Below are 13,945 nucleotides of genomic sequence, written 5' to 3' on the forward strand. Positions count from 1 at the left end.
TCCTTTATTTTAAAGGGAATAAATGGCTTACAAGTTGCTATTAGGTACTTTTTCGAATAATTAAATTTGCGCCCAAAATAACGGTTTTTACAATACGACGTTTTTCTATAATTCGTTCTAATAATAACTCAATGGCATTTTTGCACATTTCATGAGTATCTATAGCATACGTAGTTAATGGAGGCGAAATATATTTTGTTACACTGATATTATTCATACTGATCATACTCACACGATCAGGAATAGCTATCCCGATTTCATTTAAAGCTTGCAGACAACCAACAGCAATTGGATCAGCAGCAATAAAAAATGCAGTAGGCAAGTTATCTCCAAGTTCAGTGATTGCTTGATTCATTAGTTCATAGCCTGAATCTACAGAGAATCTACGTTTACTAAAGATATATTCTTCCTTTAATAAATTTTTATTCTCTAAATAACGTCTAAACTTCCGTTCTCGAATATCCATTTCATCTTCATCTGTATCAGGATTATGATAACTTCCACCTATAAATCCAATTTCTGTATGACCTTTATCAATGAAGAAATCAATTGCTCGTTCGGTTATACGTATAAGATCTGGTCGGACTGAATCATAGTGATCAGGATCTGGGGCAGTATCTAAAAACACTCCACACGATGTCAATTTTCTTAAGTGAGCTAATTCCTTAGAAGAAAAACCACCTATAGCTATAAATCCTTCAATGTTAGTTGGGATACTTTTGATTCCTTCAGTAATTTTATAAGTTATAAGTTCAATATTATTTTTTTTAGCTAATGTTTCAATTTCTAAACGTATTTGCTTAAAATAAACATCTTCAAGTTCTTCTTTATCTGTCAACCAATAAAGAAAAGCAATATTCTTTACTTGAGGTTGCACTATTTTTTTTCGGTAATTTAATTTATCGGCTGCTTCAAATATTTTTTCTCTTGTTTCATCCCCAACAGATAATTTTGGGTCATTATTTAATACCCGCGAAACAGTGGCGATAGAATAACCGGATTCCAGTGCAACTTCTTTTATAGTCGCCATTTCTTTCACACTCCTGATCTATTAATTGTATCTATTGTCAGTATAGCCTAACAATTAGATTTTTTAAACGAAATGATAGAAAATGGTTGTTTTTAGTAAATTATTTTACTATATACTTGAATCCTAAATAATAGCATTACTTTTTTCATTTTATTTCTATTCAAAAACGAAAAGAAAAACTCCTCAATAAAAAAATTAAGGAGTTTTACTAGTTAACTGAATAGTTGATTCTCTAGCAATCAATTCATTTGGCAATTCGATAGTAATTATTTTATCTTCGCCTTCAATTAATTCAATAAGGTTCGCCACTGAAACTGAACCCAATTTTTCATATGGATATTTCACAGTTGTAATAGTTGGTGTAACGATGGAAGTAACTTCATAACCGCCAAAGCCGGATAATGAGAAGTCAGTCGGAATACTCAGTCCTAATGTGTGCGCAGCTTTCATAACGGCTAACGCGATATTATCAGTCGCACACAAAATGTACGTAGCCATCGTTTCTGTCAATACACCCATCGCCTTTTCATACGCTTTTGAAAAAGAAAAATTTGTTTCGACAACTTCAACAGTTGTACCTGGAGAGCTGTTCAACGCATCTATAACACCTTTTGATCTCAACTGTCCTACTGCCTCATCTTCTTCAAGAACGGTAAAGTACAAAAAGGTTTTATGACCTAATTCAGTTGCATAACTTCCCATCTTAAACCCAGCTTCATACTCTTGATGAACAATCGTATTTAATCCTTCTGCAGATTGTCCCAACAGCAAAACCGGAATATTGACGTCTTCGATCGCTTTTCTATGTGCTTGAGTCACAACCGTCGCCAATAAAATGATGCCATCTACTTTTTGTTTGGCCAGAGTATAAATATTTTCAACTTCATGTTCAACATTTTGATTTGTATTTGTAATAATTAATTGATAGTGTTTATTTCTTAGTTCTTCATCGATGCTAGCCAATATCGTATTTGTTGCGAAGGAATCTAGTCGTGGAATGATGGTACCTATCATATTGGTCTTTTTCGCTTTTAAACTTTGCGCAAAAGTATTCGGTGTATAGCCGGTTTCACTAACAATTTGATCTAACTTAGCTTTTGTTTTTTTACTAACGGATCCGCCATTCAAATACCTTGAAACCGTACTTTTAGCTACTCCTGCTTTATGAGCGATATCTTTTATGGTCACCATCTTATCACCTTACATTTCTTTGATCTTTACTCATTATTTTTCTTCAATAGCCATCAATAAGCAACCCATTATTCCTGCATTATCTTTAAGTTCTGGAGTTACAATGTACTCATCTAAAGAAGGTGTCGCAACGTAACCAGCCATCAATTGAGCAAATTGTTCTTTGATCAAAGAGAGCAATTGATTTTGTTTCATAACGCCTCCGCCCAAAATGATTTTTTCCGGACTAAGAATCAATGTATAATTCACTAGAGCTTGTGCTAAATAGAACGCTTCTATCTCCCAGACTTTTTTATCTTCTGCTAACTCATACCCTTTTTTTCCATAGCGTTTTTCAATAGCTGGGCCTGCAGCAACACCTTCTAAACAATTTCCATGATAAGGACAAACTCCTTCAAAATCATCATCAGGGTGCATGCTGACCAACAGATGCCCCATCTCAGGATGTCCAAAACCGCTTAGTAATTTCCCGTCAACAACAGCTCCGCCGCCGATTCCGGTACCAACTGTTAGGTAAAGGCAACTTTCCGTTCCTTGTGCGCTTCCTTTTTTAAGTTCTCCGTAAGCGGCTGCATTTACATCTGTCGTCCAAGCAACGGGAATACCGTATCTCTGTTTAACTGCTCCTAAGAAATCAAAATTCTTCCATGCGGTTTTTGGAGTCGATGTTACATATCCATATGTAGCTGATTTTTCATTAACATCAATTGGTCCGAAAGATCCAATTCCAATAGCAGTTAATGTGTACTGATCAAAAAAGTCAAAAACTTGTTTAAGGGTTTCTTCTGGTGTAGTAGTAGGAATACTTACACGTTCTTTTATCTCTAATTGTTTATCGCTCACTGCACAGACAAACTTTGTTCCGCCTGCTTCAATTGCACCATACATCATACTTTTTCCTCCTAATAATCCTCTGTAATAATTTTAGAAAAGGTTTTCTTAACCATCATATTACCACAGAATTTTCAAGAGTACTAGACGAGGAATTACTCTTTACAGGTGGTAAAATTAAGCTCAATAAAAAAGCTCTTCAAGGTAGTTTCCTTCTTTAAGAGCTTTATAGCTGCTGGCTATTCGCCGTTTAAAATAGCCCTAATAGATCCTACTTTATTCTGTATAGGAGTTAAAATAAACCAGGTCTTTAAATACAAACAACTTGTGCTCATATTCTAACTTTTTCATTTCTTTTAGCTTTTTAATCGTGTTTCCTACCGTTTCTCTTGAACACCCGCTCATATTTGCTATTTCATTAATCGTAATTGGATAAGGTATGTTGACCATTGTTGGATTTGTATAGTCTCCCAACTCTTTCATTAAATAATTTAATGCTTTAATGATACGATTTGTAGCATTCGAGACCACCATATATTGTAGTCTTTTTTCATGGCTTTCAAGAATTTTAGATAATTTATGATAGAAGAAAATCATTTGTTTAGGATTTTTTTCTATCATACTTTCAAAAAGGGTTGTGGGAATATAATACAGCTCTATCTCTGTCACAGCGTACGCAGAGTAATGATAAGCTTCATCGGAAAACATTCCACCATACGGGAACAATGTTTCTTTTTTCACATAGTCAGTATAAGTGTAAAAAGCACTTTCGTCATATTTCTCAAGTCTAACCAACCCACTGACTAAATAAAATATTTTTTCTCGGATGTCTCCTTCATCAAATAATACTTGCCCCTTTTTATACTTGCGTAGATACATATTCTTTCGGAGAAGATTAAATTCTGGATCAGTGAATTCTGAAAAAATAGGCTTATACCGTAGTTCATATAAGTTGATTACCTTTTTTTGAATGGTTGTCATCAAAACACTCCTATTCATACTGTTCATCCTTAAACACTTAATGATAGATAACTTATTCACAATATAATTATAACACAAAAGCAAAAAAAGCCTTCTGAATAAAGGCTTTTTTTGCTTTATTATGTGTTCATTTTAATAACGCTTACATCACTTTGTAATAATTGTTCCCGCTCCTTCTGTTAAAACGTATTCGATATTTTCTAAAGATGTGACGATAGCTTTTCCGTTTTTTGAATTTTCTACAAAAGCAATTGCAGCCTCTACTTTAGGCAACATACTTCCTGCAGCAAATTGATGCTCAGCAATATAGCCTTTCATTTCTGTAATGGTTACTTCATTTAGTTGTTTTTGATTGGGTTGATTAAAATTGATGTAGATATTATCGACGCCCGTCAACACAACCAGTAAGTCCGCTTGTATCAATTCTGCTAGTTTTTGAGAGGCAAAATCCTTATCAATTACAGCTTCAACACCTCTTAGCTCATTATCCCTTTTTACAACTGGAATACCGCCTCCACCAACCGTTATTGGGATCACACCATTTTCTACTAATTGATTGATCACAATATGCTCTTTAATGCTGATTGGTTTTGGTGAAGGAACTACTTTGCGCCAACCTCTTCCAGAGTCTTCTTTAAAAACGGCTTGAGATCGTTTCATTTCTGCTTCAGCTTCTTCTTTAGACAGGAATGGTCCAATGGGTTTACTTGGCTGCTCAAATGCAGGGTCTGCCTCATCAACAATTACCTGGGTGATCAATGAGACCACTTGTTTATCTATATTTCGTTTCTCTAAGGCCCGACCAAGTGCATTTTGCATCCAGTACCCAATGCTTCCTTGAGTCATAGCTACACAGGTATCTAGCGGCATAGCTGGATTATTAGGTGTAGCTCCTGCAATCTGTTGCAACAATAAATTCCCTACTTGTGGTCCGTTGCCATGTGAAATAACCAAGTCATCACCATTCTCAATAAATTTCACCAAATATTCTGCTGTTTCTTCAAGTGCTTGTTGTTGTGCTTGAGCACTTGCATTATTTGACAATATCGCATTTCCACCTAAAGCAACAACGATTTTTCTTTTTGTCATCATTATCATACTCCTCTACATATTACTAATATCAATTGAACCATTTGCAATTTGTACGATTGCTAGTATAAACAGAAGGACAATAACTGTTGCTGCAATCCATTCACTCTTAGTAAATATTTTTTCTTTATTTTCTCTTTGTACCCAAGCATAAATAATGATTCCTGGTGCGTACAACAACATTGTTAGCAGTAAGTAATCCACTCCACCTGCATAAATCAGCCAAATAGCATAAATACTAGCTACTATTCCAATAAAAATATTTTGATTACGCCGTTTTGTGTCACTTGTTTCCATCAATGACAGTTTTAATTGATAAAATGCTGTAAATGCATAAGGAATTAAAATGGCTGATGAAGCCAATGAAAAAGCGAAATTGTAAGCTCTTGAACTAATTAAAAAGGTAAATAAGAATAATTGAATCAGTATATTTGTAAATAACAACGAATTAACAGGTGCGCCATTTTTATTTTCTTTAATAAAAAATTTAGGGAAAGCACCTTGTTTCGCTGCTTGAAATGGCAATTCAGCTGCAAACATAGTCCAAGCAAGCCAAGCACCCGATACAGAAATGATCACACCAATATTGATCAATACCGCACCCCACTTACCGACGACACTTTCTAACAAATAAGCCATTGCAGGCTGAGGCAAGTCGGCTAATTCAGGTCTAGTTAAAACGGCCATTGATAAAATCGTTGTTAGTAGATAAATGGCAATCACGGTTACTAAACCGATAATTGTCGCTTTACCAACATCAGATTTATGCTTAGCTCGACCTGAGAAGACAACTGCTCCCTCAATACCAATAAATACCCATACCGTAACTAACATCGTACCTTGAACTTGATCCATCACTTCTTTAAATGAAAAATTTCCGGAGATAGTTCCCCAAAAATCAGCTGTAAAAACATCTAATTTAAAGGCTACAAACATGGCTACAAAAAAGATGGCTAACGGAATCAATTTCGCAGCTGTAACGATCGCATTGATAAAGGAAGCTGTTTCGACTCCTTTTAATATAAGTGCGTGAACCAACCAAAGCATGACAGATGCCCCGATAACCGAAGCTAAGTTCTGACCGTCTCCAAACACAGGAAAAAAGTACCCAATTGAGCTGAATAATAATGTTCCATAAGCAACATTTCCTAAGAATGCTGACAACCAATAACCCCATGCTGAGTTGAATCCCATATATTTCCCGAATCCTTCTCTTGCATAACTATAAATTCCAGCATCTAAATCCGGACGCTTAGCAGATAAATTTTGAAAGCAAAATGCCAAGAAACCCATTCCTACGCCAGCTATAATCCAACCAATGATTACAGGACCTACAGAAGCTTCTACAGCCATATCGGACATTAGATTAAAAATTCCGCCACCAATAATTGAGCCCACAACTAGGGCAATTAAAGGAACCAAGCCTACTTTTTTATCTTCCACGATTTTTCCTCCTCAGTTTTGATGACTTTACTGTGTAGCCTAAACTAAAGTGTCGTATTCGTTTGCTCGTATGAATACAAGTATGAGAACTACAACTTCTCATACTTGTGGGTTCATACAATTTATTTTGTGACCTATACTTTAGGAATGAATAAATTTCCTAGTGTTGCAGCCATAATAGCTTTGATAGAGTGCATCCGGTTTTCAGCTTGCTCAAATTGACGTGCATGTTTGCTTCTGAATGCTTCATCTGTAATTTCCATCGCATCAATATGGTGTTTTGCTTTTACGTCTCTTCCATAGTCGGTATTGGTATCGTGGAAGGCTGGTAAGCAGTGTAGAATAATCATGTCATCTTTGCCAGTTGCACGAACCATATCCATATTTAACTGATAAGGAGTCAATAACTCGATCCGTTCTGCAAACTTATCTTCTTCTCCCATAGATACCCAAACATCGGTGTATAAAACATCTGCCCCTCTAACGCCTTCTGCAACATCTTTTGTAATCATCAGTTTACTACCAGATTGATCAGCAAACGTTTGAGCCATATCGACTAATTCTTTTTCTGGGAATAAAGATTCAGGTGAGACGATTCGAATGTTCACACCTAAAATTGCACCTGTTACTAGCAGGCTGTTTGCTACATTGTTACGGCCATCCCCAACATAAGCTAGCGTAAGTCCTTCAAGATGCCCAAAGTTTTCTTTAACCGTCAAAAAATCGGCAATCATTTGCGTTGGATGCCATTCATCCGTCAACCCATTCCATACCGGAACACCCGAAAATTCTGCTAATTGTTCTACGGTATTTTGTTTGAATCCACGAAATTCAATTCCATCAAACATACTTCCGAGTACTCGAGCTGTATCTTCAACAGATTCTTTCTTACCTAACTGGATATCATTTTTCCCAAGGTACTCTGGATGTGCGCCTAAGTCAATCGCAGCCGTTGTAAAAGCAGCTCGTGTACGTGTAGAAGCTTTTTCAAACAATAAGGCAATGTTTTTCCCTTCTAAATAATGATGTGGAATCCCTTTCTTTTTTAGCTCTTTTAAATGTGCGGATAAGTCAATCAAATACATTAATTCGTCTTTTGTAAAATCTTTTTCAGCTAACAAACTGCGTCCTTGAAATACTTGTTTTGTCATTACTTATTCCTCCATATGCTTATGTCTGATTTTAAAATGTTTTTTATTATTTTGGTAAATCTTCCCGAATCAAAGGCATGCTCATGCATCGTGGACCACCACGGCCTCTGGATAATTCACTGGAAGCTATCTCAATCACTTCAACTCCGTGACTTCTTAACAATGAATTGGAAACATAGTTGCGATCATAAGTGACCACTACTCCAGGAGCGATAGCTAATGTGTTGGAGCCATCATTCCATTGTTCGCGAGGAGCAGCAATGGCATCTCCGCCACCGCATGGAATCAATGTTAATTTTGGTACATCGAGTGCCTCACGTAAAATTTCTTGTAGATCTGAACGCTGGGTCATCTTCACTGTTCCAGGTTCGTCCCCTTTTTCTAAAATATACGTGTCTACTTCACCATTATTTTTTTGGATGCCAGGATGAATGGTGAACTTATCATAATCAACCATTGTAAACACTGTATCCAAATGCATCATTGCACGGACATTGGGAATTTTTATTGCCAATACTTTTTCAAAATTCGAGCTGCGTTCAAACAATTCGATTGCTAGTTGCTCAATAGCTTTAGCTGAAGTTCGTTGGGAGATACCAATAGCTAGTACTTTATCGTTTAAGACAAGTTCATCTCCGCCTTCAATTCGAGACGTATGATTACGATCTCTCCATACCTCGACACCTTGATTAGCAAATCTTGGGTGATATTTCATGATTGCTTCAATAAATAGCGACTCTCTGTTACGAGCTTCAAAAGCCATATGATTGATTGTTAGTCCTTTTCCAATTGCCGCAGCTGGATCACGAGTAAAATAAAGATTTGGCATTGGATCCATAAAGAAAGGGTAAACTTCTTCACCTGATACGTCTGCTAAATGATGGCTTTCGATACTGACATCTTTTTTTCGGATACCTGCCATGATAGCATCAACCATTTCTTGTGTATCAAAGCTAAGCAGATATTTCTTTAATCCTTCTCTAACACCATCAGTTTCAATATTTGATTCATCTAAAATCCGGTCAACAAACTTTTCTTTCACCTTGCCAGCATCGATTGCTTCTGCTGCTAGTTTTTCCAAATACAGTACTTCAACTCCACGATCAATTAATGCTTGTGCAAATGCATCGTGCTCTTTTTGGATAACCGGTAAATGAGGAATATCGTCAAATAATAAGCGTTCCATAATTTCAGGGGTCAAATTTTCTACTTCTTTTCCTGGTCTTTTCAATAATACCGTCTTCAATTTTCCAATCTCAGACATTACATTAATAGGTGTTGTCATTGCATTTAACCTTCCCTTCTTGATGCTTCTTATTGATTACACACCTATAATACCGTTTACCTTTTTTTTATGAAAGTTTAAAGTTCGCACTTAAAATGTCGATTTCATCACACTATTTTTCTCCTTTTTCATATATATTCTTTTTATAGAATATTCACTATGTAACGAATCTTTATACTGTATATGAATGTTCTTTATACATTTTTTATTAACTATTTTTTTTTTTAGAAAGGAGAAAAATTATGAAGAGAAAAGATCGATTATTTACGATAAAAAAACTTATTCTCAATCACAATATTGCTACACAGCAAGAATTAATGGATCACCTGCAAAAAGAAAATATTCAAACCACTCAAGCAACTCTTTCTAGAGACATAAAAGAATTAAATTTAATCAAAGTAACACAATTAGACCGAACAACAAAATATACATTTTTCCACGACGCTTTCCACGAAAAAAGTCTGTACTACAGACTAGAAAAATCATTACATAACTACGCAGTAAGCACACTATGTGTCCATTTTTTTGTTATCCTTTTTGTTAGTCCTACTCATCCAAAAATTATTGCTTCTCTAATGGATGAATTAAAGATACCGGCAATTGCTGGTACAATTGCCAGCTTTGATACTTGTTTGATTGTTTTAAATACAGAACAAGAAGCCCAGTTATTATGTGCTTGTTTGTCTGATATTATTCTTGAGCAATCTACTGATGATTTAGAAAAAAAATTAGCGCCTTTATTTTAAAAAAATTTTACATAAAAATAAAAAAAACTAACCTGAACAAAAGGGGTTTTTACACCTTACTTTTTTCAGATTAGTTTTTTTGTTAAGTTCTTATTTGTATTCTACCGCTTTTACTTCAACATCAATATTGTTTTGAACAGCTTTAGAATATGGGCAGAATGCATGTGCTTTTTCTGCTAATTCTTGGGTTGTTTCAAGACTTTGTCCTTCAATAGCGACAGTAAGTACTACAGATAGTTTGAAACCATTATCTGTTGGGTCTGAATTTAAAGAAACTTCAGCTGTTACTTCTGATTTAGCTTGGATTTTAGCTTGTTGGATCATAATTTCTAGTGCTGAATTGAAACATGCACTGTAACCTAATGCAAATAATTGTTCTGGGTTGCTTCCTTGACCAGGTCCGCCCATTTGTTTTGGAGTAGATACTTTCACAGAAAAAGAACCATCAGGTAAACGACTTTCGCCGTTACGTCCTCCAGTATTGATTGCAGTTGTTTGGTACATTAATTTTGATTCAGTCATGATTAATTCCTCCTAAAGTTTTTGTTAGTTCATTTATTTTTTCTAATAGATCAAAATATTCTTTTTCCTTCATATTTAACAGGGCCAGACAGGCAGAAACCTTCTCAAGTAACTCATCCTTTAAATCATCAGCTTTTGAAGTAGTGGCAATGATTACTTTTCTTTCATCTTCCGGATGACGATTTCGAGTAATATATCCATTTGCCTCCATGCGCTTCAGCATCGGTGTTAATGTTCCACTATCCAGTCCAAGTCTTGTTCCTAATGATTGAACACTCAGATCAGATTCTTCCCATAGTACAAGCAATGTTACATATTGAGTATACGTAAGAGAATAGGGTTCTAATACCGGACGATAAAGCTTCGTAAACTGTTTTGACAAAGCATAAGTTGAAAAACATAACTGTTCTTCTAACAAAAAGTTGTTCCCTTCCATTCTTGTTCCTCCTAAATAAGTTGTGCACAACTAAATTGTACACCATTTAATTTTAAACTACAATACTTTTAACTATTATAATAAATATTTTTTTAGCTTTCTATCCTTCAATGATTTTCACTATAAAATTCCGCTCCCTAGGTCCGTCAAATTCACAAAAATAAAGACTTTGCCAAGTCCCTAAAATCAAACATCCCTTAGAAATTATTAAGGTTTCACTTGCTCCTAGAACGGATGATTTCATATGTCCATCTGAGTTTCCTTCCATATGAACGTATTCTTTCTTATTAGGAAAAGTCTGGTCTAAACCTAAACTCAAATCCTTTTTAACATCTGGATCTGCATTTTCATTAATGGTTATTGCTGCTGTAGTATGTGGGCAAAACACTAACATTATTCCATTCTTTATCCCACTTCTAGATAAAGCTTGTTGCAAATACTCATCAATATTTATAAACGATTGTTTTCCTTCTGTTGAAAGCTCAAATGTATAAAGGTTATTGGTCATGTTATTCAGCTCCATTTCCTCTTTGGCTCCATCATACAGTATTCTAAAGTAATCCTAAACATATACGTTAGAAACTGATATACTAAGAGAATAAAAATAAGTAGAAAGTCGGTGAAATCTTGCATATTTATATCGATGCAGATGCCTGTCCAGTAAAAAATATTATTATTGAGGAAGCCTTAGCGAAAAATATTCCTGTCACACTTGTAACCAGCATTTCGCACTTCTCGACCAAAGAGCAGCCTGTGGGAGTAAATACCGTATACGTTGATACAGGAGCTGAAGCTGCAGATTACCGGATCATAAAATTAATCGAAAAAGGCGATATCCTTATCACACAAGATTACGGATTAGCTTCATTAGGATTAGGAAAAGGGTGTTTTGTCCTTCACCATACAGGATATATGTACACATCGGAAAATATCGACCAATTGCTGCAATCTCGCTATTTAAGTGCCATGGTTCGAAAAAGCGGCAAACGAACAAAAGGCCCAAAACCATTCACGGATGAAAACCGCAGAGAATTTAGACAGCGATTTAAAGAACTTCTTTCTACTATATAATAAAAAAACATTCCTATTTTGATGGTCTCTTCATCAGAATAAGAATGTTTTTTTTATACCGTTTATTTTTTGCTTACATGAAGGTTCCACTCTTCCATGAAAGGGCATTTCATGGAAAAGTGGAGCCTAAAAGTAGCTTTACTCGTCTGAGAAACGACTCTTCTTGGATGAGTGAAGCTCTAAAAAGCTCTCACTCTTCCGTGGAAAAGTGAGAGCTTTAGTTGGTATGAACCCAACTTTTATTTAACTTAATTTCTAACCTTTTTATAGTTTAAAGTGACTAACCATTTCAGTTAGGTTTTCAGCTAGGTTGGCAAGTTGTTCTGAACTTCCTGCAACTTCCTCCATAGAGCTCGTAATTTGTTGTGAAGCTGCAGATGTCTGCTCAACTCCAGCAGCTGATTCTTCTGAAACGGATGCAATTTCTTCAATGGAGCTATTCATGATTTCACTGTTAATTTTGATGCTTTCTAAGTTTTCAGAAATCCCTTTGATTCCATCTACCATAGTAGTAACAGAAGCATTGATTTGATTAAACGTTTGGCCGGTCTTAGCAATTTGACTTGTTCCTTCTTCTACTTCAACATAACCCGTTTGCAATGAATCACTTACTCGTTTTGACTCCGTTTGTATCTTTTCAACAAATCCAGTAATGTCTGCAATGGAAACTGCGACTTGTTCTGCTAATTTACGGACTTCATCTGCAACAACAGCAAATCCTCTTCCATGTTCACCAGCTCTTGCTGCTTCAATAGCTGCATTTAAAGCTAATAAATTAGTTTGATCGGCAATTTTTTGGATAATCACGACTAAATTATTGATTTCTTGAGTTTGATTGTCTAAAGTAGCCATTTTCGCAACAGCATCTTGAACGATTCCATCAATTTTAGCCATTTGACGGCTAGTATCTTCCATATATTTCTTTCCTTCAGTTGTCATAGATAAAACACCCATTGATGAATCTTTGATTTTTTCACCATTCTTATTGGTACTTTGTACTTTTTTCGTGAAGTTTTCCATGACTACAGCTAAATTACTGGCAGTCGTTGCTTGTGTTTCTGATCCTGTCGCCAACTCTTGCATCGTGATTGCCACTTGCTCAGACCCTGACTTCACTTCACTTGCTGATTGATTCAGTTCTTCACTATGACTGCTTAAATCTTCTGAAGCTTTTGCAATACCCTTCATAACGCTTTTGACCGTTTTTTGCATTTTATTCATAGAGATACTTAATTTACCTGTTTCATCTTTTTCAGTTATTTCTAAGGGTTCTGAACTAAGATCTCCTGCAGAAATACTCTGCATTCTTTGCATTACTACATTAAGTGGTTTTACAATGTTGTTAGCTGTAAAGTAAGCTACCACTACTGATAAAACGGCAACAAGTATCATTATGATAACACCAATTATTGCCACGCGTTCCCCATTTTCAATGGCTTCTTGACCAATAGTGTTAATTTCTTTTTCGCGTTCCTCAGCTAATTCAGAGAATCCTGCAACTAGCTCTTTCTCAATTGGTTGGGCTTGTCCTACCATAATCTCACGGACACTTTCCATATCCCCATTATCATAGGCTGCAAGAGCTTCATCAGTCAGCATGCCCCACTCGATTTTTTTACTGATCAAGTCATTTAATTTTTCAGAATCACTTAATTCTAATGCCTGATTTTCTAACGCAATACTTACAGCTGTTTCATCTTCAAATTCTTGTCTATATGATTCATCCTCATATAACATGAACCCTCTCATCAAACTAGTTCGTTTGTTCATATTCGTTGCTAATTTTTCGTCAACAATTAACAGCGCCATCTCTTGTTCCAATATCTGTTTTACTGAATCGTTTGTTTTGTTTATTGAGTTGATTGTGTAAAAGCTCAATATAAGCATTAATACGATTGTAACTGCAAAACCTGCTAAAATTTTTGCTCGAATACTTTTAAACTGAAACCTTTTTTTCATTTTTTTTGCTCCTTCTTATTTGTTAGCTGATTTAGAGTTGCTGCATTATGCGGAACTATTAATCACTAACTCCCTTTTTTATTCTTAAAGAATTCATCTTGTACCTTTAATGCTATGCCTTGTTATTAACAGGCAGCCCTATAGTTACTTTTCCTTCAAGCAACTGTTTGCTGATTCATACAACGAGACTGGAAAAATTTCCCAGCCTCT

Annotated in this window: 14 protein-coding genes; 2 read left to right on the forward strand and 12 right to left on the reverse strand. The window is 35.5% G+C overall.

The window, feature by feature from the left end; all coding sequences use genetic code 11:
• Nucleotides 1-40: 40 nt before the first annotated feature.
• The 8 genes from CAR_RS09745 to arcA form a co-directional block, all read right to left on the reverse strand.
• Complete coding sequence (locus CAR_RS09745; RefSeq protein WP_041556563.1) at nt 41-1,030, reverse strand: LacI family DNA-binding transcriptional regulator; 990 nt, start codon at nt 1,028-1,030, stop codon at nt 41-43.
• Nucleotides 1,031-1,225: 195 nt separating this feature from the next.
• The gene (locus tag CAR_RS09750; protein WP_013711560.1) at nt 1,226-2,221 is read right to left on the reverse strand and encodes a LacI family DNA-binding transcriptional regulator; all 996 of its coding nucleotides are present in this window, start codon (nt 2,219-2,221) and stop codon (nt 1,226-1,228) included.
• 33 nt (nt 2,222-2,254) lie between these two features.
• On the reverse strand, nt 2,255-3,112 hold the full coding sequence (locus CAR_RS09755; RefSeq protein ID WP_013711561.1) for an ROK family protein: 858 nt from the start codon (nt 3,110-3,112) through the stop codon (nt 2,255-2,257).
• 216 nt (nt 3,113-3,328) lie between these two features.
• Nucleotides 3,329-4,051, reverse strand: a complete 723-nt coding sequence (locus CAR_RS09760) for a Crp/Fnr family transcriptional regulator (protein ID WP_238526691.1) — start codon at nt 4,049-4,051, stop codon at nt 3,329-3,331.
• A 129-nt stretch (nt 4,052-4,180) separates the two neighbouring features.
• Nucleotides 4,181-5,122: a carbamate kinase gene (arcC, locus tag CAR_RS09765; RefSeq protein WP_041556956.1), complete on the reverse strand. Its 942-nt coding sequence runs from the start codon at nt 5,120-5,122 to the stop codon at nt 4,181-4,183.
• A gap of 15 nt (nt 5,123-5,137) precedes the next feature.
• Nucleotides 5,138-6,565, reverse strand: a complete 1,428-nt coding sequence (gene arcD, locus CAR_RS09770; protein ID WP_013711564.1) for an arginine-ornithine antiporter — start codon at nt 6,563-6,565, stop codon at nt 5,138-5,140.
• Between the two features lie 134 nt (nt 6,566-6,699).
• Complete coding sequence (argF, locus tag CAR_RS09775; protein ID WP_013711565.1) at nt 6,700-7,716, reverse strand: ornithine carbamoyltransferase; 1,017 nt, start codon at nt 7,714-7,716, stop codon at nt 6,700-6,702.
• A gap of 46 nt (nt 7,717-7,762) precedes the next feature.
• Nucleotides 7,763-9,001, reverse strand: a complete 1,239-nt coding sequence (gene arcA, locus CAR_RS09780; RefSeq protein WP_013711566.1) for an arginine deiminase — start codon at nt 8,999-9,001, stop codon at nt 7,763-7,765.
• 242 nt (nt 9,002-9,243) lie between these two features.
• On the opposite strand from arcA, the gene CAR_RS09785 reads away from it, so the two are divergent.
• Nucleotides 9,244-9,747 (forward strand): arginine repressor, encoded by a 504-nt coding sequence (locus CAR_RS09785; RefSeq protein ID WP_013711567.1) that lies wholly within the window; start codon nt 9,244-9,246, stop codon nt 9,745-9,747.
• 90 nt (nt 9,748-9,837) lie between these two features.
• Here CAR_RS09785 and CAR_RS09790 read toward each other — a convergent pair whose 3' ends face one another.
• The 3 genes from CAR_RS09790 to CAR_RS09800 form a co-directional block, all read right to left on the reverse strand.
• Nucleotides 9,838-10,269: an organic hydroperoxide resistance protein gene (locus CAR_RS09790; protein ID WP_013711568.1), complete on the reverse strand. Its 432-nt coding sequence runs from the start codon at nt 10,267-10,269 to the stop codon at nt 9,838-9,840.
• Nucleotides 10,262-10,705 carry a MarR family winged helix-turn-helix transcriptional regulator gene (locus tag CAR_RS09795; RefSeq protein WP_041556567.1) on the reverse strand — a complete coding sequence of 148 codons (444 nt, stop codon included), beginning with the start codon at nt 10,703-10,705 and terminating at the stop codon, nt 10,262-10,264. The genes CAR_RS09790 and CAR_RS09795 overlap by 8 nt, the downstream gene beginning before the upstream one ends.
• A gap of 100 nt (nt 10,706-10,805) precedes the next feature.
• Nucleotides 10,806-11,213: a secondary thiamine-phosphate synthase enzyme YjbQ gene (locus tag CAR_RS09800; protein ID WP_041556959.1), complete on the reverse strand. Its 408-nt coding sequence runs from the start codon at nt 11,211-11,213 to the stop codon at nt 10,806-10,808.
• Between the two features lie 119 nt (nt 11,214-11,332).
• On the opposite strand from CAR_RS09800, the gene CAR_RS09805 reads away from it, so the two are divergent.
• Entirely contained in the window at nt 11,333-11,776 is a 444-nt protein-coding gene (locus CAR_RS09805; protein WP_013711571.1) for a YaiI/YqxD family protein, read from the forward strand.
• Nucleotides 11,777-12,040: 264 nt separating this feature from the next.
• Here the strand turns inward: CAR_RS09805 and CAR_RS09810 are convergent, their stop codons facing one another.
• On the reverse strand, nt 12,041-13,735 hold the full coding sequence (locus CAR_RS09810) for a methyl-accepting chemotaxis protein (RefSeq protein ID WP_013711572.1): 1,695 nt from the start codon (nt 13,733-13,735) through the stop codon (nt 12,041-12,043).
• Nucleotides 13,736-13,945: the final 210 nt, after the last annotated feature.

This window comes from Carnobacterium sp. 17-4, from assembly GCF_000195575.1.
Taxonomy (GTDB): domain Bacteria; phylum Bacillota; class Bacilli; order Lactobacillales; family Carnobacteriaceae; genus Carnobacterium_B.

What these genes read in the sequence shown, in the direction of transcription:
- CAR_RS09745 (WP_041556563.1), bottom strand. Translation starts at nt 1,030, where the DNA reads ATGGCGACTATAAAAGAAGTTGCACTGGAATCCGGTTATTCTATCGCC.
- CAR_RS09750 (WP_013711560.1), bottom strand. Translation starts at nt 2,221, where the DNA reads ATGGTGACCATAAAAGATATCGCTCATAAAGCAGGAGTAGCTAAAAGT.
- CAR_RS09755 (WP_013711561.1), bottom strand. Translation starts at nt 3,112, where the DNA reads ATGATGTATGGTGCAATTGAAGCAGGCGGAACAAAGTTTGTCTGTGCA.
- CAR_RS09760 (WP_238526691.1), bottom strand. Translation starts at nt 4,051, where the DNA reads ATGAATAGGAGTGTTTTGATGACAACCATTCAAAAAAAGGTAATCAAC.
- arcC (WP_041556956.1), bottom strand. Translation starts at nt 5,122, where the DNA reads ATGACAAAAAGAAAAATCGTTGTTGCTTTAGGTGGAAATGCGATATTG.
- argF (WP_013711565.1), bottom strand. Translation starts at nt 7,716, where the DNA reads ATGACAAAACAAGTATTTCAAGGACGCAGTTTGTTAGCTGAAAAAGAT.
- arcA (WP_013711566.1), bottom strand. Translation starts at nt 9,001, where the DNA reads ATGACAACACCTATTAATGTAATGTCTGAGATTGGAAAATTGAAGACG.
- CAR_RS09785 (WP_013711567.1), top strand. Translation starts at nt 9,244, where the DNA reads ATGAAGAGAAAAGATCGATTATTTACGATAAAAAAACTTATTCTCAAT.
- CAR_RS09790 (WP_013711568.1), bottom strand. Translation starts at nt 10,269, where the DNA reads ATGACTGAATCAAAATTAATGTACCAAACAACTGCAATCAATACTGGA.
- CAR_RS09795 (WP_041556567.1), bottom strand. Translation starts at nt 10,705, where the DNA reads ATGGAAGGGAACAACTTTTTGTTAGAAGAACAGTTATGTTTTTCAACT.
- CAR_RS09800 (WP_041556959.1), bottom strand. Translation starts at nt 11,213, where the DNA reads ATGACCAATAACCTTTATACATTTGAGCTTTCAACAGAAGGAAAACAA.
- CAR_RS09810 (WP_013711572.1), bottom strand. Translation starts at nt 13,735, where the DNA reads ATGAAAAAAAGGTTTCAGTTTAAAAGTATTCGAGCAAAAATTTTAGCA.